This window comes from Agaribacter flavus (assembly GCF_042646125.1).
GTDB classification, from domain to species: domain Bacteria; phylum Pseudomonadota; class Gammaproteobacteria; order Enterobacterales; family Alteromonadaceae; genus Glaciecola; species Glaciecola flavus.
In genome coordinates this window covers 12696-37663 of sequence record NZ_JBHRSW010000023.1, presented here as the reverse complement: position 1 = coordinate 37663, position 24968 = coordinate 12696, and the positions used below count along the sequence as shown (strand labels likewise).

Here is a 24968-nt window from a genome sequence, read left to right as displayed (position 1 = left end):
ATCATCAGGCCTTAAACGTGCGGCGGAATAATACCTTGCTGAATAGAGGACGACTAGAATCAAAAGCGCTGCGAGTATATCCATATACGCTTTAGTTTTTCATCCGTGAAAAACAAATTTTGATTCTTGTCGCCCTCTATTCAGCCCAGTATCATTCCGCCGTAATCGTGAACAGGAACATAGCCTTTTTGCAATTATATGGCATACTAGTTGATTAGCTCGCTTGCCATTCGTCAAAGGAACTATGGATAAAATTGAAGTAAGGGGTGCTCGAACCCACAACCTAAAAAATATCAACATTGAACTTCCGCGCGACAAACTAGTAGTCATCACAGGCTTATCTGGATCAGGTAAATCGTCTCTCGCGTTCGATACCTTGTATGCGGAAGGACAAAGGCGTTATGTTGAAAGCCTTTCAGCTTATGCGCGCCAATTTTTATCCATGATGGAAAAACCCGATGTTGACCACATCGAAGGCTTGTCGCCAGCTATCTCGATTGAACAAAAGTCCACTAGTCATAACCCGCGCTCTACGGTGGGCACAATTACAGAAATTTATGATTATTTGCGCTTGTTGTTTGCTCGTGTTGGCACGCCGAAGTGTCCTGATCATGATGTTGCCCTCGACGCCCAAACTGTCTCTCAAATGGTCGACAAGGTTCTCGCTTTGCCAGAGGGTTCAAAGCTAATGTTACTCGCCCCCGTTGTGCACGAGCGTAAAGGCGAGCATGTCAAAACACTAGAGGCGCTTGCTGCACAAGGCTTTATTCGCGCAAGAATAGACGGTGAGGTCTGTGATTTATCCGACCCACCAGAGCTGGATTTACGTAAAAAACACACCATTGAAGTAGTGGTCGATAGGTTTAAAGTGCGAGATGACCTCCAGCTCCGCCTAGCCGAATCATTTGAAACGGCATTAAACTTGGCTGCAGGAAACGCAAAAGTCGCTTACATGGATGACAATAGCAAAGACGAAATTGTTTTTTCTGCTAACTTTGCTTGCCCACATTGCGGCTATAGCATTGCCGAATTGGAACCGCGTTTGTTCTCGTTTAACAACCCCGCCGGTGCTTGTCAAAGTTGCGATGGTCTGGGTACTCGCCAGTTCTTTGATCCCACTCGTGTAGTCAGCAATGACGAACTCTCGCTCTCAGGTGGTGCCATCCGAGGCTGGGATAAACGCAGCTACTACTATTTTCAAATGTTGATGTCCGTGGCTGAGCACTATGGCTTTGATCTCAAAGTCCCATTTAATGCACTTGACGAAAAAGCCCAAGATATTGTGCTTAATGGCTCAAAAGGCGAATCAATAAAGTTTAAATACATTAACGAACGCGGTGATGTCATGGAGCGTAAGCATCCTTTTGAAGGCATTATCCCCAATATGGAAAGACGCTTTCGAGAGACAGAGTCCAATACTGTGCGTGAAGAGTTATCCAAATACCTAACTCAACAGCCTTGCTCATCGTGCTCAGGTTCACGACTTCGCTTGGAAGCACGTCACGTATTTATTCAAGATACCAATCTACCGGCGATTACAGAACGCTCAATCGCTGATGCCCTATCTTTCTTTGATGGCTTAGCCTTGAGTGGTCAAAAAGCGAAGATAGCCGAAAAAATCTTAAAAGAAATTATCGATCGCTTGCAGTTTTTGGTGAATGTTGGGCTGAATTATTTATCCATGGATCGCAGTGCCGACACCCTATCTGGGGGAGAAGCCCAGCGCATACGCTTGGCAAGTCAAATTGGTGCGGGCTTGGTTGGCGTCATGTATGTGCTTGACGAACCGAGTATTGGTCTCCACCAACGGGACAATGAGCGCTTACTTCTGACTCTCAGGCATTTGCGTGATTTAGGCAACACTGTAATTGTTGTTGAGCATGACGAAGATGCCATCAGAGAGGCTGATTTTGTTGTCGATATTGGTCCTGGTGCTGGGGTGCATGGCGGTGAAATCATTGCGTCGGGTACTCTTGAAGATATCAAGAGCTGCGAACAATCCCTAACGGGCAAGTATCTATCCGGCGTTGAGGCAATCGCTGTGCCACAGAAACGCCATAGCGCCAAAGGCAAACCTTGGATTGAGTTAAAGGGGGCAAGCGGCAACAACCTTAAATCCGTCGATTTGAAAATACCAACAGGTCTCATGACCTGTATTACGGGCGTATCCGGCTCGGGCAAGTCAACACTCATTAACGATACATTTTACCGTATCGCGCAAACTGAGTTAAACCGTGCGACGACAAATGAGCCAGCTCCCTACAAAAGTATCACAGGCCTAGAGCATCTCGATAAGGTAGTCGACATTGACCAAAGTCCGATTGGTCGCACACCGCGATCAAACCCCGCCACTTATGCAGGTATTTTTACGCCAATTAGAGAAATCTTCGCGGGCACGCAAGAGGCGCGTTCAAGAGGTTATAAACCAGGACGTTTTAGCTTTAACGTCAAAGGTGGACGTTGTGAAGCCTGTCAGGGTGACGGTGTCATTAAAGTCGAAATGCACTTTTTGCCTGATGTTTATGTTCCCTGTGATGTATGTGCCGGAAAACGTTACAACCGCGAAACCTTGGAAATTCGCTTCAAAGACAAAAACATTAATGAAGTCTTAGACATGACTGTTGAAGATGCGCGCGTGTTCTTCGATGCAATTCCCGCAATTGCACGGAAACTGCAAACATTAATGGATGTCGGTTTGTCATATATTAAACTTGGACAAGCAGCGACCACTCTCTCGGGCGGTGAAGCACAACGCGTGAAATTAGCCAAAGAACTATCAAAACGCGACACCGGACAAACCCTATACATACTTGACGAACCCACTACTGGCTTGCACTTTCATGATATCAAGCAGCTACTTGAGGTATTGCACCGACTCAGGGATCACGGTAATACCGTAGTGGTGATAGAGCACAATCTAGATGTGGTAAAAACGGCTGACTATGTCGTTGACCTTGGACCTGAAGGAGGCTCAGGAGGCGGTACCATTGTTGCTCAAGGCTCACCCGAGCAGGTATGCCGTGTCAAAGCATCGCACACTGCAAGGTTTTTAGCGCCAATGATAGGTAAAACTTGGGGTGAATAGTTACAGGCGATGAATCGCGATAGCCAAAGCTCGGTTTTATACCGAGCAATTGGCTTAGATTCTTAATACTTGAATTGCTTCATTATTCTGCCGAAATCTTCGGATAACTGCTCTAGTTCCTGACTTACATTAGTAAGTTTTTCAGAGCTATTCGCGGTATCTTCGGTACGACTATATATATCATCAACATTTTGCGCGATGGACAAGCCCACTTTTTGCTGTTCGCCCGTCGATTGCGCTATTTGATCATTCATTGCTGTAATACGGCTGATTGTATCCGTTATCGCACCTAAGCTACTTCCCGCTTGATTGGCTTCATCTACCGATTTGGCGGCTTGTTCAGTACCCTTAGCCATTTCGCTAACCGCTGATCGCGCTGCATTTTGAAGCTGTTCAATTGTCGATTGAATTTCTTCTGTGGACTGCTGTGTTCGAGAGGCCAGTGTACGCACTTCATCAGCGACAACAGCAAAACCTCGCCCCTGCTCTCCCGCTCTGGCCGCCTCTATGGCTGCATTCAAGGCTAGCAAGTTAGTTTGTTCCGCTATGCCCTTAATCACATCAAGGATCACGCCTACTTGATTGGAGTCTTCTTCAAGTTTCTTTATAACAATTGCGGTTTCATCCACCCGAGTAGCTAAGGTTTGAATGCTGCTGACAGTCTGATTAACGACTCGCTGTCCTTGATCTGCCGCGCCTGATGCTTCACTTGCAGCACCTGCTGCATCACTAGCACTCTTGGCAACTGCATCAACACTGACGGTCATTTCATCTACAGCGGCTTTAGCATCACTAGCAGACAGCTGCTGTGCAGCAATAGTATTGCGAGCATTGTCAGACACATCATTTAGGTTTTGCGCCAAATTACTTAAAGGCTGACTCGCATTACCAATATCACGGACAACATTCTGTAACTTCTCAACAAATTGGTTAAACCAATGCACAAGATCACCAATTTCATCCTTGTTGTTCGTGACAATACGAACGGTTAAATCACCATCCTCTTGCGCAATATCTCGCAGTGAGTTCACTACATTTAAAATACTACTACGCAAGTTGTGTACGATTGGGAGGGAGATGGCTATCAACAATACTGCCACCAAGGCGCCCATAATCAAGCCCACCATACTGAGCTTTTGCGCCCCCGTATTGGCATCTTCAATCGCAGAGCTAAACAAACCTTGATGACTATCACTGAATGCTTTTAGCTCTTGGGTAGCACTGTCGAACAAAGAGTTCATTTGCTGTGTTTGCGCGGCAAGTTTAGAAAAATCTGCGGTATTGTCTACCATCGATTTACTGACTTTAAAAGCCACACTGTAGTAGCCTTCAAAATCCTGAATAATTTGGCTTATTTCCGCGCTAAGTTCTGTGTTTAAGGCTGATATTTTGTCAAGACTTTGTATTGCCAAGGTTGATTCTTCTTCTGCGCTGCTCAGCATCTCCTCGTCACCGGTTGTGACCGCTCCACTCAACAGTGTCTTAACATTTTCTATTTTTACCAATGCGTTTCTAGACTCAAGCAATGCAGGAAACTGCACATCCCGTACTTCTTCTAACAAACGAACATTAGTATTTGCAGTGTTAAAGGTTATGGCTACGTAAATAAAGAATGTGACGATACCAACAATGGGGATCAGAAACAGCTTTTGAGCTATTGATAGTTTTGCTAGAAAATTCATACTCCACCTTAGAGCTAACTAATAAAGGAGATGCATCAATGTGTTTAAAAAGCGCTAATTTCCATCCCTGAAAGTCGGTAGCCAACCGAAGCAATATCGCCTCGCCAGCCCTTTGTTGACAGCGTGCCTGTAACCCAAATTGCATCATACAGGTTATCTATCGGCACAGGTTCAGAAAATTTTACATAGACGATCTGATTAGAAGGTGGGGGAGGAACATGAATACAGGCGCCAAAATAAGGAACGAGTAAAAATTCTGTCATACCTGTGGTATCACCCTCAAGCGGTACAACAAATCCTGGAATTTTCACAAATTCGCCATCAAGATTCTCCACCAAAGGCGCATCTGGTTGAGCTTGGGTCATATTCCCCTCGTGATCAACCGAAGGAGGAGGAGCATCAGGAATGACAAAGTCTTCAGGCGCTAAATCTTCCCAATAGAGTTCTTTCGGTGCTTTGGCATGAATGGATACTGCGGCACTTAGTAAAAGTACCGCTAAAAGGCAATGCAACAAAGGCTTATATGCTACATTTACAAACAAATTTAACCCTTGGCAAAACGCTCTGCGCTAGAACTAATTTCTGCTTTTGCCGCATCAATATCGCCCCAGCCTTCAATTTTAACCCACTTGCCTTTTTCTAGATCTTTATAATGCGAGAAAAAGTGTTCTACTTGTTGTTTTGTCAACTCTGGCACATCTTCGATGTTTTGCACATTGTCGTAGATAGGTGAAAGTTTGGATACCGGTACAGCAATCACCTTAGCATCTTGACCAGATTCGTCGGTCATATTCAACACACCAACTGGACGACATTTAATAACCGAGCCTGCAATCAAAGGATGCGGGGTCATAACCAACACATCAACGGGATCACCGTCATCAGAGAGTGTATTGTTTACATACCCATAGTTAAGAGGATACTGCATACATGTACCCATAAAGCGATCCACAAACAATGCTCCCGTATCTTTGTCGACTTCATACTTAATGGGTGCAGAAAACGCTGGGATTTCAATGATAACTAAGACTTCATCAGGTAATTTTTCGCCCGCAGGCACATTACTAAGACTCATTAAACTTCCTTTAATAAAAACTTGTTTACACTTGAATAAGGCAACGTTCTCATAAAGTAGGCTCCGATACCAAAATAAAGTTTCAAAGGCATGGAAGCCTTTGTGAAGCCCTCAATGATGGGTTTAAGGCGGCTTTATTTTGGTATCGGAGCCTACTTTATGGGAACGTTGCCTTACGGAACCAAACTGAGGGCAAGTATAGTGAATTTTCGTTTTGCATTAAAGCAATGTTTTACGCTATACGTCGTCGGAAAAACACGACAAACAGTACGCCACTTCCTCTGCTGAACCCATAATTACGGGAACGCGTTGATGTATGTCAGTGGGCACGACTTCCATTATTCTTTTCTCGCCTGTCGACGCTTTGCCACCGGCCTGTTCAATCAAAAATGCCATGGGATTTGCTTCATACAATAATCTCAACTTGCCGTGTTCAGCCCTCTCTCTGCTATCAGCCGGATACATAAATATGCCGCCACGGCACAAAACACGATGAATGTCACCCACCATGGCTGCAACCCAACGCATGTTAAAGTCTTTGTTGCGAGGGCCATCCTTCCCTGCCATCAAGCCCGCTACATAGTCCTGCATCGGTGCTGACCAATGCCGCTGGTTTGCCGCGTTAATGGCAAATTCTGAGGTTTGAACAGGTAACTTGATATTCGCCTGCGTCAACAAAAAACCGCCATGTGTTTTATCTAGAGTGTACAAGTGAGTTCCGCGCCCAGTCGTTAAGGCTAGCATCGTCGAAGGGCCATAGAGTACATAAGCGGCTGCCACCATTTGTGTGCCGGGCTGAATAAACGCAGAGGGATCATCAGGCTCCATCCATTGAGGCGCATGAAATATCGAAAATATTGTGCCAATAAGGCTATTGATTTCAGTATTTGACGAGCCATCTAGGGGGTCAAAACTCACCAGATATTTGCCGTTCGGATCACAAGGTACAACGTGCTCTTCTTCTTCCGAAGACATCGCCTTAACGTACCCTGACTCACAAAGTGTGTCTTTGATAATTTGGTTAGAGATGACATCCAGCTTTTTTTGTGTTTCGCCCTGTACATTCTCCGATAGTGTTGAGCCCAATACACCAGCCAATGCCCCCTGACTCACTCGAAATGATATTTCTTTGCACGCTGCAAGAAGCGTTCGAATTAACAAAATTAACTCTAGCTGTGCTCCGTCTTGCTGTAATTGAGAATTGAGGCGCTTCATGTCAACTGTTCCTGATTGTTATGTATTCACAAATTAGTAGATTTACCTTCACTCGGCTAGGGTCCGTTGACCTTTGGTTTACAGACCCTAGTAACTTTTGCAGATTTGCTCGTCCCGAGTTTAGAGTGTATCGCTAATACCTATTTATTGAAATGAGATATTCAGATTAGCCTCTTACTTCTGCTACACTCTGGATACTGCAATTAAAAAAAGTTTATATGAAACACATACATATCCTTGGTATTTGTGGCACCTTTATGGGCGGTATAGCGGCATTGGCCAAGAGTCTGGGTTACAAGGTGACCGGCTCAGACCGCAATGTCTACCCGCCGATGAGCACACAGCTAGAAACACTAGACATTGAGTTAACCGAAGGTTATGACTTAAGCCAATTTGATCCAGAACCAGATATCGTCGTGATTGGCAACGCCATGGCACGTGGTAATCCCGCCGTCGAATACGTACTGGACAGAAATCTTCCCTACACCAGCGGACCGCAGTGGTTACTTGAGCATTTACTCAAGGATCGCTGGGTGATGGCAGTGGCAGGTACACACGGTAAAACATCTACGAGTAGCATGCTGGCTTGGATTATGGAAGACGCTGGATTGAACCCTGGCTTTTTGATTGGAGGCGTGCCCGAAAATTTTGGTATTTCTGCTCGCGTTGGGGATTCGCCATTTTTTGTTATTGAAGCCGATGAGTACGACAGTGCATTTTTTGATAAACGTTCTAAGTTTGTTCACTATCGTCCTCGCACCTTGGTACTCAATAATTTAGAGTTTGATCATGCAGATATTTTCGATAATTTAGATGCCATAAAACGCCAGTTTCACCATTGCGTGCGAACGGTGCCGTCAAATGGTCTGGTGTTAGCGCAAGCTGCCGAAGCCAATATTGAATCGGTCATTGCAATGGGGTGTTGGAGTGAAAAGCAGTATGCCGGAAATGCAAAAAAAGCGGAGTGGCAAGCCAAACCAATAAAATCTGACTGTAGTCAGTTTGAAGTGCTCCATCATCATAAAACGGTAGGCCAGCTTAGTTGGTCACTGATTGGCGAGCACAATATGCACAACGCCTTGATGGCTATCGCGGCAGCACATCACGGTGGTGTAAAGATCGAAGATGCCATCCGCGCACTGACTACATTTAAAAATGTAAAACGCAGAATGGAAATCAAAGGTGTTAGCAAAGGTGTCACGGTTTATGATGACTTTGCACATCATCCCACTGCCATCGAAACCACCTTGGCTGGTTTGCGAAATAAAATTGGTAATCAAAAAATTGTTGCTGTTCTAGAACCAAGGTCAAACACCATGCGTATGGGGGTACATAAAAACGAATTATCACAATCTTGGCAAGTAGCTGATGAAGTACATTTATTGGAACCCGACTCGATAGACTGGTCTATGAGTGAAATGATTGAGAACAGTGAAGCACCGGTGTGTTTATACAAAACGGTCGATGACATTATTACTGCCCTTGCCAAGACCTTGAGTACGGGCGATCATGTGTTGATCATGAGCAACGGCGGTTTCGATGGTATTCACGAGAAACTGCTGTCTCGTTTGGAGCATACATAAATGCAAAGACAGTCTATAACATTGGCCATAACAGGAGCATCCGGTGTGCCTTATGCACTCTGCTTACTCAAGCACTTGGTACAACAACAATACCATGTGTTTTTACTGATTTCGTCAGCAGCAAAAGTCGTATTTGCAACAGAAGAAAACATCCAAGTACCCAGTGGAAAAGAAAAAGCGCAAGCATTTTTTTGTGAATTGACAAAAGCCGAAAACGACCAAATCACTGTTTGTGGCAAAGAAGAGTGGTTTTCTCCCGTGGCATCAGGCTCGGCTGCCCCCAAACAAATGGTGGTCTGCCCCTGTTCTACTGGCACGCTGTCCGCTATTGCCAACGGTGCTAGCGACAATTTGGTCGAACGAGCAGCAGACGTGGTCATTAAAGAGCGAGGACAATTAATACTCGTGCCCAGAGAAATGCCATATTCAAGTATTCACCTAGAAAACATGTTGAAGCTTTCTAATCTTGGCGCGACAATTATGCCAGCTTCACCAGGATTTTATCACCAGCCGACAACAATCAATGATTTAGTCAACTTTGTTGTTGCCAGAATACTAGACCATCTGCACATCGACCAAGGCATAGTCGAGCGCTGGGGATATAAAAAATAGGGTAAGTTCTCTTTAAGCTCGAATTTATAAAAAATAATATGATTTAAATAGACAGGAATGACAGATGAAACTAAAAGCGTTAGCAAGTGCATTACTCTTTTGTATAAGCACGCAACAGGTCATGGCTTGGGGACAAACGGGTCACAGGGTCACGGGTAAGCTTGCTGAAAATTATCTAAGCGAAGATGCCAAGCAATGGGTAGCTGAAATACTGCCTAATGAGAGTTTGGCCGAAGCATCAACTTATCCGGATGAAATGCGCTCTAACCCCAGTGACTTTTGGCAAAAACAGGCTGGTCCGTACCATTATGTCACTGTACCGAAGGGTAAAAAATACGAAGAAACTGAGGTACCCAAACAGGGCAACGCAGTCTCAGCTTTGGAAAGCTTTACTCAAACTCTGAAAGATCCTAATGCCAGTTTAGAAGACAAGCAGCTTGCGTTACGCTTTGCGATACATATTATCGGCGATTTACACCAACCCTTGCATGCAGGCAATGGCAGAGACAGAGGTGGCAACACCTTTATTGTGGAATTCTTTTGGGAAGATTCTAACCTTCACCGAGTGTGGGATTCCGGTCTATTAGACCGTCGCAAACTATCTTACACAGAGTGGAGTGATTGGTTAGGGAAAAAAATCACCGAAAATCAGGTAAAACAATGGACAACAACAGACCCGCTTGTATACATCGAAGAGAGTATTGCCATCAGGGACACTATCTATCCAGAGGGCGATCGTAAGCTATCTTGGCAGTATTTATATGACCATTTACCTACAGCTAAAAAACGCCTACAAATGGCTGGGGTGAGGATAGCGGCTTATATAAACGCACTCGCACCGCAAAAATAAATTACTCAGTGATTTCCAGAGGCTCTGGCGAGAGTACAATGCCAGTGCCATCTGCGTATACAAAATCCTCGGGTAAAAACGTGACACCAGCAAAGTTAACAGCCACGTCTAAATCACCAATTTCTCGGGCATTTGCAGCAACGGGAATAGCGTTAAGCGCATGAATGCCAATGTCTAACTCTTCCAGTAAGTCGACTTCCCTCACTGCGCCAAAGCAGACGATACCCTCCCAGCCATTGTCTAACGCAAGTTGAGCATTGTCTGCATCGACCAAGGCACGGCGCAGTGAACCGCCGCCATCAATCAATAGCACTTTACCCTGCCCATCTGAGGCGAGTACTTTATCCACCAAACCTCGGTCTTCAAAACACTTTATGGTTGTAACTTCACCCGCATAGGAATACCGTCCGCCATAACTGACAAAAATTGGATCGACGACATCAATGCTGTCCGAGTACAAGTCGCATAATTCTGAAGTGTTGTATTCCATTTAATGGCATTCCTGAGTTTTTATGTGCATACACTGCGTACACTAGTTTAAATTTTATTCAGTGTAAACTACAAATATTGAGACCAATGTTCCAAGTAAGGTAAGGATTGCGGAACGACCCTTCACACCTGGACGTATCAAAATCGCTGCCAGTATATCCATATACGCTTTAGTTTTTCCTCCATGAAAAACAAATTTTAATTCTGTTGGATGTGGATAGCCGTTTTCGCGATGGGCGTATAAATCTAACCCAGTATCAAACACTGTCATAATCCTTTAGTATTACTGTCACGATTGTTTAATAATTCAGCATTAAGGTGTGGCGTAAACATCGAGAGTATTAAGTTCCCGTATGAAACGTCTCGCCAGTTTAGACCAGCAAGTGTTCGAATGGATTGCAAACCAGACATCTAGCCAAGAAAGGCGAATTGTCATGCCTATTTTTAAGTGGGTATCAAAAACCGGTGACGGCCATTTGTATTTTGTGCTAGCCGGCATCCTTTACTACCTCGATAAGCAACATGGCGCTTTGTTTTTTTATACTGCCCTGCTCGCGTACAGCTTTGAAATTCCAATGTATATCATTTTAAAACGACTCTTCAAACGCGCTAGGCCGTGTGATCTTTTGCGCGACTTTCATGCGATAGTGATCCCCGCAGACAAGTTTAGCTTGCCCTCTGGTCATACTGCGGCGGCGTTTTTAATGGCCACCATCATCGCACATTTTTACCCCTCCGTCGGTGTGCTTGTTTACACTTGGGCTTCACTAGTGGGTATCTCACGTGTCGTGCTCCGTGTGCATTTTCCACTAGATACGATCATTGGTGCGGCTCTAGGTTCTGCAGTTGCGCTGGTGAGTATTAATATTTTGGGTTAATCAAGATGCGGATATTGTATGGTGTGCAAGGCACAGGGAATGGACACATTACGCGCGCAAGGCATTTGGCAAAAGGCCTATGTTCAAAACAAGACATTCAGGTAGATTATTTTTTTACGGGGCGCGACAAAGGTGACTACTTTGATATGGAACCTTTTGGCAATTACCGCAGTGCAAGAGGCTTAACTTTTAGTACCAACAACGGTCGAATACAACACCGTAAAACGCTCACAGAAAACAATTTATTCTCTTTTGTAAAAGAAGTCAGAAGCTTAGTCATAAAAGACTACGATCTCGTGATCAATGACTTTGAACCAGTAACTGCGTGGGCTGCCAAATTGGCAGGCGTGCCTTCATTGTCTGTCAGCCATCAAGCTGCTTATCTTTATCATGTGCCGAAACAGCAGCAAGGTGCAATGGACAAACTTATTACAAAACATTTTGCCCCCACGGATCACAGTTTAGGGACACATTGGTATCATTTTGGCTACAATATTATTCCTCCTTTTGTCGCCAAAGACCTTGTGCACCAATCTACAGTGAATAGCAGTAAAAATGCGTTTATTCTTGTTTATCTCCCCTTTGAAAACATCCATGCAATACGCGAGCAACTGCAAACATTGAGTGAATACAGTTTTGTTTGCTTCCATCCAAAAGCAACCAGTATTGCAAAAGACAAAAATATCGATTGGCACCCTTTGTCTACACCCGCTTTCAAGCATTACTTGTCCAACTGTTCAGGGGTGATTAGCAATTGCGGTTTCGAGTTGTCTACAGAATGCTTGAGCATTGGCAAACCGCTATTGGTCAAGCCTTTACAACGTCAGTACGAGCAGCTTTCAAATGCCTATACACTAAAATCACTTGGTTTGTGCGATGTGATTCATTCACTCAATGCCGAAGAAATTGATGAATGGCTACAAGTTAAAAAAGGCGTAAAAATTGATTACCCTTCTGACTGCAGTGCATTTGTCGATTGGATTGCAGAAGGCAATTGGGCAAAAGCTGAAAATATCTGTCAACGCCTATGGCAACATGTAGTATTTCCACCTGAAGTCAAAAAAAGACTCACGAATTTTGTAAATTAATTGTTATTTTTAACACATACTGTTCTTAATTCGAAAACGCCATCGCGTAATTTCAAGTCGAAATAACCTAGCATCATCCATACTAACAAAAATATTTTCACCTATTTTTCATATACTAAAGTGTAAACAGCCAAACTTTTTTGTTTATTTAACAAGCAATCCATAAAAAGTTTGGATTTTTGTAAAAATTTGTGACATGTTAATTAATTGTAATATATGTAAATTGTTAACATTAATTTGTTTACTTTAATAGTATTACAACAACGTTCAACCATCGCACAAGTTAGGAGACACTATGAAACTGGCAACTTTACTTTTAGTAACGAGTGCCGCTATTAGCACACACTCTATCGCTGCTGAATGGGACGGCATTCCTGTCCCTGCAAATCCTGGACAAGGGAAAACTTGGCAGCTCCAATCTATTTCCGATGATTTCAACTACAGTTCATCATATAACAATAGGCCGTCGCAATTTACCACACGCTGGAAAGAAGGCTTTATAAACCCATGGACTGGGCCATCTTTGACCGAATGGAACCCAGGTCATGTTTGGTCAAATGGTGATTTGCTTGCTATTCAGGCTCATCAAAAACCCGGTAGTGATAAAATTTTAATGGGTAGTATTACCTCAAAACAAACCGTGCAGTATCCGGTTTATGTAGAGGCTAGAGTAAAACTATCAGATCTCACTACTGCAAATAACTTTTGGATGTTAAGTGCTGATTCCAATGAGGAAATTGACGTATTGGAAACGTATCCAAGTAGCCGCCCTGGGCAAGAGTGGTTTGATGAACGCATTCACCTTAGTCACCATATGCTTGATCACAGTTTTGACCCGTTTTTAGACTACCAACCCCGGGACGAAGAAAATGTATTTGGCACATGGTATTGGGAAAGTGGCAGAAGTAACTGGCGGAATGGCTTTGTCACAATTGGCGTATATTGGCGTGATCCTTGGCACTTGGAGTACTACATCAACGGGCGTTGGGTCAGAACCTTAGACAAATACTCGTATTCATACCGAAATCAAAATGGTTGAATCGAACGCCACAATACAAGCTTTAATGTCATTGATAAGTACAACTATTCTAAAGATACCGGTTTAAGTAAACCTATGCACCTTATCATTAACATGGAACAGCAATCATGGCGCACTGACGCGGGTATCATTCCAACAGCAGCAGAACTAAGTGACTCGAGCAATAAAAATATCTACTGGATCGATTGGGTACGGGTATATAAGCCAGTTGCAAGTAATAACAACTCTGACAACAACACCAATACAGGCAGTGGCGTCACGCCGCCATCTTCGGCGACTTCATTGAAGCTGCGTCATAGTAATCGTTGTGCAGATTTGAGTGCAGGTTCGGCAAACAATGGTGCTAAGATTCAACAATGGGCATGCGGCTCCAACAACACCAATCAAGATTTTAGCTTTGTATCAAAAGGCTCCGGTTGGTATGAAATAAAGACCAAACACAACAAGTGCGTGGGCATTGCGGGTGGCTCAACTGCAAACAATGCGGAACTATTGCAATGGAGCTGTTTTGATAACAATCTATTCCAATTCAGAACAGTGAATAGAGGTGGGGGCTGGTTCCAATTGCAAAACCGCAACAGCAATAAATGCCTAACTGCACAAGGAAATGGTACACAAAACGGTGTAAAACTGGTTCAAACGACCTGTAATAATAACGCTACAAGCCAACAATTTAGGTACCAGTAAACACCTCAGTACGCTTAAGTTGTATTAAATATACACTTTTCAACATGCAGCCACACTTCTTTGTGGCTGCAAATAAATCCTTACTCACTATTCCAGCCTCCGCTACTCATTGAATACTTTCAAAATTAAGTTTATTGTCCAAACCAAAGGTCAACAGACCCTAACAAAATCGAATTAGCTATGGAACAAACGATGCAAAAAATTACCTTTACAGGTTCACAAGGTTTTGAACTTGCGGCGAGACTGGATTTACCCAATGCTGACATTAAAGCCTATGCCCTATTCGCGCATTGCTTTACCTGTGGAAAAGAATTAAAACCAGCAAATAAAATAGCGCAGGCACTCAATGAAAACGGTATTGCTGTATTGCGATTTGACTTCACCGGCATTGGCCAAAGTGAAGGCGAATTTTCGAACACCAATTTTAGCTCCAACGTGCAGGATCTGATTGCCGCAGCCAATTACATGCGAACATATTTTCAAGCGCCTGCACTCATGATAGGTCACTCCCTGGGTGGCACAGCAACACTGTTGGCGGCAAAGCAAGTACCCGAAGCAAAAGTAGTAGTAACGATAGGTTCGCCTTCAAATGCGACAAATATTGAAAAACAATTTGGCGCGCAACTCGATGCCATAGAACAAGAAGGTGAGGCAGAAGTCAGCCTCGCAGGGCGCACTTTTAAAATGAAAAAACAGTTTTTAGACGACGCCAGAAATCAAAATGTTCTCGAAACGTTAGGCTCACTAAAAAAACCGCTCCTCATCTGTCACAGTGCGACAGACGACACCGTAAGTATTGAGCATGCTGCGGAGATTTTTATGGCAGCGAAACACCCCAAAAGTTTTTTGTCACTTGACAAAGCCGATCATCTGCTGTTTCAACCTGGCGCAGCGGAATATGTCGCCACATCATTGATAGCATGGGCCTCAATTTACATGCCCAATAGCGTGTCTCAAAAGTAAGTGCCTGCGGTAAAAGGAATGAATAAGCGCACGTTTGAGCCTGCACGATAAAGAAATCGAATCCTAGCGGGCTCGCACTGTTAGGGTCTTCTACCCTTTTCTATTCAATTTTTGAGGGTTCAGCAAATTTAAGCCGTGCCGATACACAGCTTATCGAGCGGTTAAACGGCGACAGCTATAAAAGCGTTTATTTTAAGGTTTTTTATTATGTTAAAGCGTTTATTTTCTGCAAGGACAGCAACCGAAAATACTATTCTAGAGCAAGCTATCGATGCTGTTGTGAGTATCGATGAAAATAATCATGTCACCCTGTTTAACCAAGCGGCCGAGTTATTGTGGGGTTACAAAAAAAGCGAAGTCATCGGTAAAAACGTCAAAATGCTGGTGCCCATCGACATCCAATCTAAACATGACGATTTTGTGAACAGCAATCGACAAACGGGTGAAAACAAAATTGTCGGCACGTCACGAGATATTCAACTTCCACGTAAAGATGGCAGCAATGTATGGTGCAACCTAGCTTTGTCTAAAGTGCACATTGACGGTAAAATTCATTACACCGCCTTTATTAAAGACATTACCAAACAAAAAGAAGCCATTGATAGAATTGACCAAACACTTGAACAATGTATCGATGCTGTCGTCACGATTGATGAAAACAACCATGTGATTTTTTTCAATAGAGCAGCCGAGACACTCTGGGGGATCAACAGAGAGGAAGTGATAGGAAAAAACGTCAAAATACTCGTGCCTCAGAGTATTCAAGCCAAGCATGATTCGTTAGTCAATGCCAACCGAGATACCGGCGTAGATAAAATTGTCGGCACATCTCGAGACATCCAAATCGAGACATTCGATGGACGATCACTGTGGGCAAACCTGTCACTATCAAAAGTTAAAAGCGGCGGAAAAATTCTTTATACCGCTTTTGTCAAAGACATCACAGAAGAAAAGCTCAAGAATGAAGCCTTCGCCACGATGTCTCTAGTCGCCAACGAAACCGACAATTCTGTAATCATCACTGATGCAAACGAAAACATCGAGTACATAAACCCAGGCTTCACCAAGCTCACTGGTTATCGTTTTGAAGATGTAAAAGGTAAAAAACCAGGGGAAATACTTCAAGGAAAACACACCTGCCCTGAAACTAAAAAACGCATCAGGGAAAAGCTATCGCAACAAAAAGCGTTCTATGACGAAATCCTCAATTACGACAACAAGGGAAACGCATATTGGATCAGTCTAGCGATCAATCCCGTCTTCGATAAAAATGGAAAGTTGAGCAAATTTATTTCTATCCAAGCCAACATCGATGAAACAAAAAAACAAGCACTCGAAAATGACGTGCGCCTCAACGCGGTCAGCCAAAGCAACATAGTTATGGAATTTTCTCCAGATGGGCAACTGACTTTCGCGAATAAATTGGCAACAAACGCTTGCGACACAAATGATGTGGCGCAATTAAAAAGCAAGGTAGGCCTGCTCTCTGAACACCTCAGTTCAGAACAATGGGAACATATTCAAGCCGGCAAGATAATCAACACCGAGCTAACCTTAGCGCTCACAAACGGCGCGAGTATACGACTAGATGTCGCAATCTCGCCAGTAATGGATGCGGAAAACGTCATGAATAAAATTTTAATGTTTGGCTCGGATGTTTCAGAAAGAAACGCCGTGATATCTCAAACACATGGCGCCATGTCCCAAGTGTTAGATCGAATTGGTAGTATTATTCAATCTATTAACGGGATTTCTGATCAAACCAACTTACTCGCGCTAAATGCTGCTATCGAATCCGCGCGCGCAGGGGAAGCTGGACGCGGTTTCGCTGTTGTAGCCGATGAAGTAAGAAACCTTGCCAAAAGCACCACCGAATCAGCAAAAGAAATCAGTGCCCTAATTGACGAAACCAAAGGGCACGTTGATCAACTAGCCAGCTATATGAGTGACAAAGGCTAAACTTAGCGCTCTAAAGGCTAAAAGTTAAGGTATTGCCAGGATAAAACAACTCAACCTTGTAATACCCTTCTTCTTTAATTGGTAGTTTGATTCGGTTTGCGCCAAACTCCACATTGCCGGATTGTACTAAGTTGTCATTCACATCATAAATTTTGTAAGCAGTGTCATAAGGGGTGTAAATGCCATACTTATCATTCTTGTTGTAAACATAAGTATAGTGCTGCGCCACCATTGATTTTGCAAAAACATCAGAATTCGCAGCATGGGCGCGCGCCAGTAAATCATCCATCATGGCTTCAGCGTTAGACAAAAACGCATCGCGAATTTTGGTTTCTTGTTGCTCATTTAAACTGCCATCCCACGCATAGTCTTCCAAACCAATACCATGCTCCCCTGATAGAACCCAGTGCGTCGCTGCGTCACTTTGATCAGGCGTAAAATTGAAGGCTTTACCGCGTAAAAATATCTGTCCTAGCCGGCTGTTTTCAAATAATAGGATGTTTTTGTAGCCCTTGGTACCATCGACTAAGCCGCGCTGACCTGTTGCTCCCAACTCCATCAACTTCACCGAATCATGAGCCTGCGCTGCGTCGTGCAAAAACGTACAAGCCTTATAATCACCACGACAATTTGACACCCTGAATGGATATTGTTTTCCACCGTCTTTTACGTAACTACTAAGGTATGATTTAGTCCAATGCGAAATAAAATTAAGATTGTTTAGGGTGCGATAATCTTCGTGAGTAAGTAAATGCTTAACAAGGATCGCAGACTCAGTTAGCGGCCCCCATGACAATACATAAACTTCGTTGTTTTTAGCGTAGTCGCGTAACGAAACAATAGACGAATAGGCTGAGATATCGCGATAATCACCATCGGGGTTGAACTGCACGCCACGTTCGCCCTGTGTTATCGAAGACCAAGTAAAAGGAATGGTGTCTTGAAATCCTGGGAAGCGTTTATTCATGCCTTTGATATCATGCTCATATGCTTCGACAAAGGTTTCACGCATAAAAGGGATAGGATCTTTTACTGTACCAGGGCGAGAAGCGACAACTATGTTCTCGATATGAAACTTGTTCGCAGACAGCAATAGCGAAGCCATAGATACGATGTCATCGGGATCCATTTTAGGATGACCACCTTTTCTGCGGTCAGACGGATCGCAAATATCACTGATCACCCAGACATTAGGTTTATTAGCCAATACTGGGGCTGAAAAAATCGCAATACTTAGCAATACCAATAGCACTTTCATCTTATATTTCCTTACAAGCGTCGCTTATTAAAAACACAACATCGCCGAATTTGTCATGTTTACCAGTTAAACATTTGCATCATATTTACAATAATTAAATTACAATTTAGCAAAAAATTAACATCTAGGGCGCGAAAATTGTCATTACTTTTTTTCACGATCGCATTCAAAAAATCAGTGAATATCTCACACGGAGTGGTGCTTAGTTGCGCACTGTTGGTTTGCAGCATGTCAACCTTCGCTTCGACTAACACAGATATTTTGGCAGCAGGAAAAGCGACCTACGATAAAATTTGTGCGGCTTGTCATGCTAAAGACTTATCCGGCGGTGCGGGATTTAACCTAAAGGACGAAGAGTGGGTGCATGGAGACAGCACAACAGCACTCATTAACAACATCAGTCAGGGGTTTCCAAATGCGGGTATGCCGGCATTCAAACATATGCTTAGTACCGAGGAGATAAAAAACGTCGCGCAGTATATCCAATCTCAACGTCAAGGCTTTAGTAAACTGAGTTACAAAATCTATGCCGTAGATGAAGCCCCGAATACTGTCGAATACCAATTTGACCCAAGCATGGCACCAACAAAAACAGGCGTGGCACGCGATAACCTCATTGATTTTAGTATTCCTGAAGCGCCGTATTACATCATTGAATATAGTGGTATTTTGCACAACCCAATAACACAACCCACTTATCTCTTCGCTGCGGCGGTCAAACGACACCGAATAGAGCTAGAAATTAACGGCAAAGCGGTCGAGCCAGCCGTCAATCGTTGGCAACGCCGATTATGGCCGATTGCTCAAGGTAAACACAACGTCACCTTGCGTTTTTTCAGAGTCAGGCACGAAAGAGCAGCGACACCCAAATTAGACATGTACATAGTCAACGAAAGCGTGACACAAAAGTTATTTGCCGTATCTGAAAGCGGTAAGCGTTTTATGGCACAAACTAAAGTGCCTGTTTTGTCGAACACAAAGGCTAAGATTGTCAGAAAGAAAATTGTCGACTTGCCCGCCAATTCCATTGCTGTGGGTCACCCTAATAAGCTCAACTTTGCCTTTAATACCAAAACATGTCAGATTGTGGGGGCATGGTCAGGCGATTTACTCAATGTGGGTCCCAATGTCGAACGACGTGGCAGAGATGCCAGTATTCCATTAGGCACATGGTTATTTAAATATCCAAAGGTATTGGGTATTTCTTCAGAAAGCCAGTGCCGCCTGATTAAATATTCTGCTGCGCCACAACCGACAATTGTTTTTGAGCAAGAAGGGCAAAGTTACTCGCTCACGAGTGTTGGCAGTGGTCAAAACAAATTACATTTGCAATATGCGTTGCTGGGAAACAAAGACGAACTTAAGCACCCACTCAATTTTACTCTCCCCCAAGGCCTTAACTTTGTCCTTAGCGACCCCAAATCCGGCACGGTTATCAACGAGCCCTCACTTGCTATTGGACAACATGAATGGCAGATCGAAATCGACACAAATACAGAGACAAAACAATGAAAAAAGGATTGATTTATAGCACGGCACTCATTGCTTTGGTCTTCGCATATCAGGCTTCTTCCGAGCAAACTGACGTATATATTCCAGACGGCTACGCAATAGAAACAATTGATACCCCCAACAAGGCACGTTTTCATATTACTGGATTAGATATCGATAATAATGGTGATGTCTATGTAGCGACGCGTTTTGGAGACGTATGGCGTTTGCAAGGAAGTAACTGGTTAAAAGCCGCCGACGGTTTTCATGAACCAACTGGACTACTAGTGGATGATGATGGCAGCTTACTTGTTGCGCAAAAACCAGAACTCACGCGATTGGTGGATGTGGATAATGACGGTGTGTTCGACGAGTATATTAATCTAGCTGATGATTGGTCATTTCATGACAATTACCATGAGTTTAACTTTGGGCCAGTCAAAGACAGTGACGGCAACTTGTACGGCACCTTAAACCTTGGGCACGGAAGCCCTAATGAGCTAAAACTCGGGGCAATGGGGAGCAGCGGCGGCTACAGAGGATGGGCTTATAAAATCGATAAGCATGGCAAGTTTGTTCCCTTTGCGTCGGGCTTGCGATCGCCAGCCGGCATCGGTATTAGTCCCGATGACCAAGTGTTTTTCACTGACAATCAAGGAGATTGGGTAGAAACCTCTAAGCTGCATTTGCTCGAATTTGGAAAATTTTACGGCCACCCAGTCAGTTTACGGGATCACCCGGATTTTGATGTAGAAAAAATTCTCAGCAAACAAAAGGATTTCGATTATTGGGATAAAATGCGAGAAAAACCAGTAGTATGGATACCCCATGTGGAAGTCGCCAATTCACCAGGCAACCCAGAGTGGGACGTGACCCAAGGAAAATTTGGCCCATTTGCTGGACAGATGTTTATTGCAGACCTAACACAATCCAGCCTGTTCAGGGTGATACTAGAAGAAGTAAACGGTCAACTACAAGGCGCAGTTGTCAATTTTGCGAATGGTTTTCAGAGTGGAAATATACGTATTAAGTTTGACATGACAGGACAACTTTGGGTAGGACAAACTGCCCGAGGTTGGGGCGCAAAGGGAGACAAACCGTTTGGCTTGCAAAAGGTCACTTGGGATGGGACAAACCCCTTTGAATTGTTGGATATGAAGCTTAACACTCAAGGCTTTGATGTCACCTTTACAGAAGCCTTAGATAGCGAGTCTGTCAACAACGCAGATTTTTCATTGTCCTCATGGTCATATAAATACAGTAGTGCTTACGGTTCGCCCAAGACCAATCAACAAGACTTGAATATCTCATCGTTGAGTCTTTTAGACGATCGGCGTACTATCCGTATAAGCTTGGCTTCACCATTGCAAACTAATACCGTTGTCGCACTTAGTTTCGAAAAATTGAAGGATCAGGATGGGCGCACGCCCACCACTACCAAGGCTTATTACACAATAAATAAACTTCTGAAGTAGTGATGTTATGCAAGTGGAAAACGAAAAAACTCGGAAAGTGTTAATCGTAGGCGGTGGCACGGCTGGCTGGATGACCGCCAATTTATTTGCCAAGCAACTTTCTGACAAAGGCTTTTCAATTTCACTTATTGAATCTGACAATGTACCCACAGTAGGCGTGGGAGAAGGCACTACTCCTTATATCAAACGCCTGTTCGAATCCCTAAATATTTCCGAACAAGAGTGGATGCCCGAGTGCGATGCTACCTACAAAAGCGGTATTACCTTTGCTGAATGGTCAACTACTCCTGGCTTTACACAATATTTTCACCCCTTTTATAGTCAGCATGATAGCGAGGCTATAGAGGCCTTTAAACAGATCACTCGCCTTAGGCATCACGGTTACGATGTGCCTGTTCACCCCAACGACTATTTTTTGCAAGCGACACTGGTTAAACAAGGTAAATTACCGTTTTTACAACATGACGAGTCAGGACAAAATGTTTATGCCTACCATTTTGATGCAGCTAAACTCGGTCTTTACCTTGCAAAGGTGGCAAGATCACTTGGCGTGAAACACATAGTCGACCACGTAATTCGCGTAAATACTGCTGCATCTGGTGATATTTTATCCGTTGAAACTGAGCACTCTGGTGAAATTCAAGCCGACCTTTTTGTCGATTGCACAGGTTTTAGCGCCATGTTAATTGGCAAAACGCTTGGTGTACCTTTCCACTCATTTAAAGACAATTTATTAAATGACGCTGCCGTCGCAATACCCACAAAGATAGACAACACTTATTCGCCACAAACTATATCAACGGCGATGAGCAATGGCTGGCGTTGGGAAATACCATTAACCAAACGCAAGGGAAATGGCTATGTGTACAGTAGCCAATTTCAATCAAAATCCTCGGCTGAGTCTGAGCTTCGTCATATATTGGGCGACACAATATTAGAGGACGCACAAGCACATCATGTTGATATGCGCGTTGGCAGGATGGACAAACACTGGCACAAAAACTGTGTAGCGATTGGCTTGTCCCAAGGATTCATTGAACCGCTCGAAGCAACAGCACTACAAATTGTGCAAATCAGTATCGAAGAGTTCCTCACACAATATCAGCGCGGAAACTACACCACTCAGTACCAAGAGTACTTCAATAATGGCGTAAACAACGTTTTTGAGCACATTCGCGACTACATAGTATTGCACTACTTGACCAATAGCCGAGCCGGTTCGACGTATTGGGCGACATGCAGAAACGAAATTAAACTCTCAGATTCCTTGCAAGCAATCATGGAAGTATGGTGCCAAGGGGAAGACCTTGACGCTGAATTAAAACGACAAAACATAACCATGTATTATTCAGAACCTTCTTGGTATGTCTTGCTGGCCGGTATGGGGATATTTCCAAGCCGTAATCAAAACCAAATGCAAACGCACGAAGAAGCTAACAGTTTTGCGCGGAAGATAAGAGGAAGAGTGCTAGATATAGCTTCTCATTATTAAGAACAGCAACCCGCAAATTGCAACGACGTTCACAGATAGAGACAGCCTTTAATTTAGCAATGTATCCGGTAGCTAAACACTAATGGTATATATCTAGGCTTGTGTACTTTTACACAAGCCTAGATGCATTTACCCTGCCTAGCTACATTCTATATTCATCCATCTATCAGCGTTTTTCAACTTTCACAAACAACGGACCAACCGGTAAGCGCTCTGTCTTTACATAAATCCGCAGATTACCCTCACCGGCCTGTAGCTTGACATCTTCAAAAGTAAGCGTTGTTTGCCCCTTGGCTACCTTCTTTTTTATATGCAAATCTTGATATTTCAGATGGACAAAGCCATCTTTTTTGATAAAGGGCAAAGTTACTTTGATTTGGTATTTTCCTGCTACTGTGCTCACTCGCCAAAACCCAGCATTTCCTCGCGTAAAGACACCTCTTGGACCACCCCAATCATATCGAGATAAATACGCATTCGGCGCTTCCTTGGTGCCAAGATAAATACGTTGAATGCCTTTTTTCGATAGCTCATCAGTGACATCATCAAACCAATTTTCATATGCCTCTAAGTACGTATCAACGATCTCAGGGTGTTGAGCCGCTATGTTTATACGTTCGCTTTCATCGTTCTCCAAGTCGAACAGTTGCAAACGACGAATAACATCCTGAATTTCTGCATCTGTAGGCTGTGTGTAAATTTGGTGAGGATTGTCGTGAGGTCCAACGAGCTTATACTTTTGGCCTCTAACTGCAAAATGCATGTATTGAAAAGGGGTTGAACCATAATGCAATTGCGTGAAAAAAAGCCGCTCATTTAAACCTTTGTCTGGTTCACCTTGCCACTCTGAATACAGAGAATGCCCATCTATATTGAGTTCAGGAGGCACAGCAATACCTGCCATCTCTAACAAGGTCGGAAAAATATCTAGAGCAGTCCCCATTGTTTCAGTTTTTATGTTTTCTGGTAACGTGCCTGGCCAACTAACAAAAAATGGAACACGTATACCTGCCTCGTAAACGCTGGTTTTAGTTCCACGTAAATTTGCCACCCATCGCCCAGGAAACGGATCATTTTTTGTTCGACGGTGACGAGGCCCATTGTCTGACATAAAAATAACAATGGTATTCTTCTCAATATTGTTGTCTTTCAGCTTTTTGAGTACGCGGCCAACATTATCATCGATGTTCTCGATCATGCCGTAAACCAGCGCATTGTCCTCGTGTAAGCCCATTTCCCTGAATCGTTCAGCGCGATGGTCAGGCACTTGTAGGGGCCAATGTGGAAGATTACTAGCCAAATAAACAAAAAAAGGCTCGTTATCCTTACTTTTTTGGTCTATGAAATTGATTGCGGCATCTGTAAATATGTCATCAACATAGCCCTCAAAGGTCTTTTCTACGTCATTGTGATAGAGGATTGGGTTAAAGTAACTATTACCCGGCGGCCCAGCAATGTCATTGCCTGGGGCACCAATTCCACCGGCTCTATGCACTAATACCTCTTCAAACCCTTGGTTAGATGGGCGCATTGGATAGCTGTCGCCTAAGTGCCATTTGCCAAATATACCCGTGCGATACCCGTTATCTCTCAGCACTTCTGCTAACGTTACTTCAGAAGCATGCATAAAATGATCAACATTTACCACAGCAGTCACGCCTACTCGATATGGATAACGCCCAGTAAGTAGTGCTGCGCGAGTAGCGGAGCAATTTGGGTAGGTAACAAAAGTGGGCATTGTCACGCCCTGCGCACCTATGCTCTCAATATTTGGCGTTTTGAGGTAAGGATTACCGTGAGCACCAATGTCTCCATATCCCTGATCATCCGTCATTATTAGTACAATATTAGGGGTTGCTTTAGCTAGCGCTTCGGTAACCCCCACAGAACCGAAGGTCATAAGGAACACGACGAACGTCCATTTTTTCCAACGCATTAGTTATCTCTCTGTTTACAAAGTAGTAACAATAGAGTACCACTAAGTTATTCAAAAGAATGTAAGTGTCGAAAAAAAGTTTAAGGCTCGTTTGGCTTGTCGACATCGAAA

At 43.7% G+C, this 24968-nt stretch carries 21 protein-coding genes; 13 read left to right on the top strand and 8 right to left on the bottom strand.

Annotated features, from left to right (window positions below):
• The first annotated feature begins 244 nt into the window (after positions 1-244).
• A complete protein-coding gene (uvrA, locus tag ACFOHL_RS12635) occupies positions 245-3085 on the top strand; it encodes an excinuclease ABC subunit UvrA (RefSeq protein ID WP_376920601.1) in 2841 nt (946 codons plus the stop codon).
• 62 nt (positions 3086-3147) lie between these two features.
• Here the strand turns inward: uvrA and ACFOHL_RS12630 are convergent, their stop codons facing one another.
• The 4 genes from ACFOHL_RS12630 to ACFOHL_RS12615 all read right to left on the bottom strand — a co-directional run bounded on the left by ACFOHL_RS12630 (position 3148) and on the right by ACFOHL_RS12615 (position 7057).
• Positions 3148-4767 (bottom strand): methyl-accepting chemotaxis protein, encoded by a 1620-nt coding sequence (locus ACFOHL_RS12630; protein ID WP_376920600.1) that lies wholly within the window; start codon positions 4765-4767, stop codon positions 3148-3150.
• 44 nt (positions 4768-4811) lie between these two features.
• Positions 4812-5309: a DUF3299 domain-containing protein gene (locus ACFOHL_RS12625; RefSeq protein ID WP_376920599.1), complete on the bottom strand. Its 498-nt coding sequence runs from the start codon at positions 5307-5309 to the stop codon at positions 4812-4814.
• 2 nt (positions 5310-5311) lie between these two features.
• Entirely contained in the window at positions 5312-5842 is a 531-nt protein-coding gene (ppa, locus tag ACFOHL_RS12620; RefSeq protein ID WP_376920598.1) for an inorganic diphosphatase, read from the bottom strand.
• A 237-nt stretch (positions 5843-6079) separates the two neighbouring features.
• A complete protein-coding gene (locus ACFOHL_RS12615) occupies positions 6080-7057 on the bottom strand; it encodes a class 1 fructose-bisphosphatase (RefSeq protein WP_376920597.1) in 978 nt (325 codons plus the stop codon).
• A gap of 218 nt (positions 7058-7275) precedes the next feature.
• Here ACFOHL_RS12615 and mpl point away from each other — a divergent pair, with 218 nt between their 5' ends.
• The 3 genes from mpl (at position 7276) to ACFOHL_RS12600 (ending at position 10102) form a co-directional block, all read left to right on the top strand.
• The gene (gene mpl / locus ACFOHL_RS12610; RefSeq protein WP_376920596.1) at positions 7276-8640 is read left to right on the top strand and encodes a UDP-N-acetylmuramate:L-alanyl-gamma-D-glutamyl-meso-diaminopimelate ligase; all 1365 of its coding nucleotides are present in this window, start codon (positions 7276-7278) and stop codon (positions 8638-8640) included.
• Complete coding sequence (locus ACFOHL_RS12605) at positions 8641-9252, top strand: flavin prenyltransferase UbiX (protein WP_376920595.1); 612 nt, start codon at positions 8641-8643, stop codon at positions 9250-9252. It abuts the gene before it with no gap.
• A 64-nt stretch (positions 9253-9316) separates the two neighbouring features.
• Positions 9317-10102, top strand: a complete 786-nt coding sequence (locus tag ACFOHL_RS12600) for a S1/P1 nuclease (RefSeq protein ID WP_376920594.1) — start codon at positions 9317-9319, stop codon at positions 10100-10102.
• 1 nt (position 10103) lies between these two features.
• On the opposite strand, the gene rraA is transcribed toward ACFOHL_RS12600, so the two are convergent.
• The gene (gene rraA, locus ACFOHL_RS12595; protein ID WP_376920593.1) at positions 10104-10592 is read right to left on the bottom strand and encodes a ribonuclease E activity regulator RraA; all 489 of its coding nucleotides are present in this window, start codon (positions 10590-10592) and stop codon (positions 10104-10106) included.
• Between the two features lie 54 nt (positions 10593-10646).
• Positions 10647-10856, bottom strand: a complete 210-nt coding sequence (locus ACFOHL_RS12590; protein ID WP_376920592.1) for a hypothetical protein — start codon at positions 10854-10856, stop codon at positions 10647-10649.
• Between the two features lie 88 nt (positions 10857-10944).
• On the opposite strand from ACFOHL_RS12590, the gene ACFOHL_RS12585 reads away from it, so the two are divergent.
• The 6 genes from ACFOHL_RS12585 to ACFOHL_RS12560 all read left to right on the top strand — a co-directional run bounded on the left by ACFOHL_RS12585 (position 10945) and on the right by ACFOHL_RS12560 (position 17205).
• Entirely contained in the window at positions 10945-11469 is a 525-nt protein-coding gene (locus ACFOHL_RS12585; RefSeq protein ID WP_376920591.1) for a phosphatase PAP2 family protein, read from the top strand.
• 5 nt (positions 11470-11474) lie between these two features.
• Positions 11475-12557, top strand: a complete 1083-nt coding sequence (locus ACFOHL_RS12580; RefSeq protein ID WP_376920590.1) for an MJ1255/VC2487 family glycosyltransferase — start codon at positions 11475-11477, stop codon at positions 12555-12557.
• A gap of 295 nt (positions 12558-12852) precedes the next feature.
• Entirely contained in the window at positions 12853-13596 is a 744-nt protein-coding gene (locus tag ACFOHL_RS12575) for a beta-agarase (protein WP_376920589.1), read from the top strand.
• A gap of 75 nt (positions 13597-13671) precedes the next feature.
• Positions 13672-14283 (top strand): RICIN domain-containing protein, encoded by a 612-nt coding sequence (locus ACFOHL_RS12570; RefSeq protein ID WP_376920588.1) that lies wholly within the window; start codon positions 13672-13674, stop codon positions 14281-14283.
• 192 nt (positions 14284-14475) lie between these two features.
• A complete protein-coding gene (locus ACFOHL_RS12565) occupies positions 14476-15246 on the top strand; it encodes an alpha/beta hydrolase family protein (RefSeq protein ID WP_376920587.1) in 771 nt (256 codons plus the stop codon).
• Positions 15247-15453: 207 nt separating this feature from the next.
• Positions 15454-17205 carry a PAS domain S-box protein gene (locus ACFOHL_RS12560; protein WP_376920586.1) on the top strand — a complete coding sequence of 584 codons (1752 nt, stop codon included), beginning with the start codon at positions 15454-15456 and terminating at the stop codon, positions 17203-17205.
• A 10-nt stretch (positions 17206-17215) separates the two neighbouring features.
• On the opposite strand, the gene ACFOHL_RS12555 is transcribed toward ACFOHL_RS12560, so the two are convergent.
• Positions 17216-18463, bottom strand: a complete 1248-nt coding sequence (locus ACFOHL_RS12555) for a nucleoside hydrolase-like domain-containing protein (protein ID WP_376920585.1) — start codon at positions 18461-18463, stop codon at positions 17216-17218.
• Between the two features lie 228 nt (positions 18464-18691).
• Between ACFOHL_RS12555 and ACFOHL_RS12550 the strand changes: the two genes are divergently transcribed.
• From ACFOHL_RS12550 to ACFOHL_RS12540, 3 genes are read left to right on the top strand one after another with little or no spacing between them, the layout of a single operon-like run.
• The gene (locus tag ACFOHL_RS12550) at positions 18692-19975 is read left to right on the top strand and encodes a c-type cytochrome (RefSeq protein WP_376920584.1); all 1284 of its coding nucleotides are present in this window, start codon (positions 18692-18694) and stop codon (positions 19973-19975) included.
• Entirely contained in the window at positions 19933-21429 is a 1497-nt protein-coding gene (locus ACFOHL_RS12545) for a hypothetical protein (RefSeq protein ID WP_376920583.1), read from the top strand. Before ACFOHL_RS12550 ends, ACFOHL_RS12545 begins: the two co-directional genes overlap by 43 nt.
• Positions 21430-21436: 7 nt before the next feature.
• Entirely contained in the window at positions 21437-22921 is a 1485-nt protein-coding gene (locus ACFOHL_RS12540; protein ID WP_376920582.1) for a tryptophan halogenase family protein, read from the top strand.
• 166 nt (positions 22922-23087) lie between these two features.
• On the opposite strand, the gene ACFOHL_RS12535 is transcribed toward ACFOHL_RS12540, so the two are convergent.
• Positions 23088-24857, bottom strand: coding sequence for an arylsulfatase (locus ACFOHL_RS12535; protein WP_376920581.1), 1770 nt, complete (start codon positions 24855-24857; stop codon positions 23088-23090).
• Positions 24858-24968: the final 111 nt, after the last annotated feature.

Coding starts and splice junctions, on each gene's coding strand:
- uvrA (WP_376920601.1), top strand. CDS start 245: ATGGATAAAATTGAAGTAAGGGGTGCTCGAACCCACAACCTAAAAAAT.
- ACFOHL_RS12630 (WP_376920600.1), bottom strand. CDS start 4,767: ATGAATTTTCTAGCAAAACTATCAATAGCTCAAAAGCTGTTTCTGATC.
- ppa (WP_376920598.1), bottom strand. CDS start 5,842: ATGAGTCTTAGTAATGTGCCTGCGGGCGAAAAATTACCTGATGAAGTC.
- ACFOHL_RS12615 (WP_376920597.1), bottom strand. CDS start 7,057: ATGAAGCGCCTCAATTCTCAATTACAGCAAGACGGAGCACAGCTAGAG.
- mpl (WP_376920596.1), top strand. CDS start 7,276: ATGAAACACATACATATCCTTGGTATTTGTGGCACCTTTATGGGCGGT.
- ACFOHL_RS12605 (WP_376920595.1), top strand. CDS start 8,641: ATGCAAAGACAGTCTATAACATTGGCCATAACAGGAGCATCCGGTGTG.
- ACFOHL_RS12600 (WP_376920594.1), top strand. CDS start 9,317: ATGAAACTAAAAGCGTTAGCAAGTGCATTACTCTTTTGTATAAGCACG.
- rraA (WP_376920593.1), bottom strand. CDS start 10,592: ATGGAATACAACACTTCAGAATTATGCGACTTGTACTCGGACAGCATT.
- ACFOHL_RS12585 (WP_376920591.1), top strand. CDS start 10,945: ATGAAACGTCTCGCCAGTTTAGACCAGCAAGTGTTCGAATGGATTGCA.
- ACFOHL_RS12580 (WP_376920590.1), top strand. CDS start 11,475: ATGCGGATATTGTATGGTGTGCAAGGCACAGGGAATGGACACATTACG.
- ACFOHL_RS12575 (WP_376920589.1), top strand. CDS start 12,853: ATGAAACTGGCAACTTTACTTTTAGTAACGAGTGCCGCTATTAGCACA.
- ACFOHL_RS12570 (WP_376920588.1), top strand. CDS start 13,672: ATGCACCTTATCATTAACATGGAACAGCAATCATGGCGCACTGACGCG.
- ACFOHL_RS12565 (WP_376920587.1), top strand. CDS start 14,476: ATGCAAAAAATTACCTTTACAGGTTCACAAGGTTTTGAACTTGCGGCG.
- ACFOHL_RS12560 (WP_376920586.1), top strand. CDS start 15,454: ATGTTAAAGCGTTTATTTTCTGCAAGGACAGCAACCGAAAATACTATT.
- ACFOHL_RS12555 (WP_376920585.1), bottom strand. CDS start 18,463: ATGAAAGTGCTATTGGTATTGCTAAGTATTGCGATTTTTTCAGCCCCA.
- ACFOHL_RS12550 (WP_376920584.1), top strand. CDS start 18,692: ATGTCAACCTTCGCTTCGACTAACACAGATATTTTGGCAGCAGGAAAA.
- ACFOHL_RS12545 (WP_376920583.1), top strand. CDS start 19,933: ATGGCAGATCGAAATCGACACAAATACAGAGACAAAACAATGAAAAAA.
- ACFOHL_RS12540 (WP_376920582.1), top strand. CDS start 21,437: ATGCAAGTGGAAAACGAAAAAACTCGGAAAGTGTTAATCGTAGGCGGT.
- ACFOHL_RS12535 (WP_376920581.1), bottom strand. CDS start 24,857: ATGCGTTGGAAAAAATGGACGTTCGTCGTGTTCCTTATGACCTTCGGT.